The following is a 449-nucleotide window of genomic DNA, read 5'->3' on the forward strand; positions in this document are numbered from 1 at the left end:
CACGGTAGCCGCACCACTGGAGGCATCCATCACCGGCGTGGAAAACATGCTCTACATGAAGTCCGTGGCCGGTAGTGATGGCGTGTTGGTGCTGACCGTCACCTTCCGTCCTGGCACCGATCCCGACGACGCCCAGGTCAAGGTACAGAACCGTGTCGCCCAGGCAGAGCCGCGTCTTCCCGAAGCGGTGCGCCAGCAAGGTGTGGTGACCGTCAAACAGTCCCACAACGAAACGCTGGTCGTGCAGTTGCGCTCGCCGGGCGATCGCTATGACGCGCTGTACCTGCGCAACTATGCCGTGCTCCATGTACGCGACGAGTTGGCACGCATCCAGGGGGTGGGCGATGCCACGATCAACGGCTCTGGCGACTACGCCATGCGCTTATGGCTGGACCCCGACAAAATTGCGGCGCTGGGTATGACCGCCGGCGATGTGGTCGAAGCCGTGC

The 449-nt window shown here is 63.3% G+C and carries 1 protein-coding gene; it reads left to right on the forward strand.

The genetic code is table 11. The annotated features are described in order from the left end of the window. The coding region (locus DU29_RS01000000130825; RefSeq protein WP_033051174.1) for an efflux RND transporter permease subunit at positions 1-449 on the forward strand (449 nt) is incomplete at both ends.

The organism is Pseudomonas sp. Ant30-3 (assembly GCF_000690905.1).
Lineage (GTDB): Bacteria > Pseudomonadota > Gammaproteobacteria > Pseudomonadales > Pseudomonadaceae > Aquipseudomonas.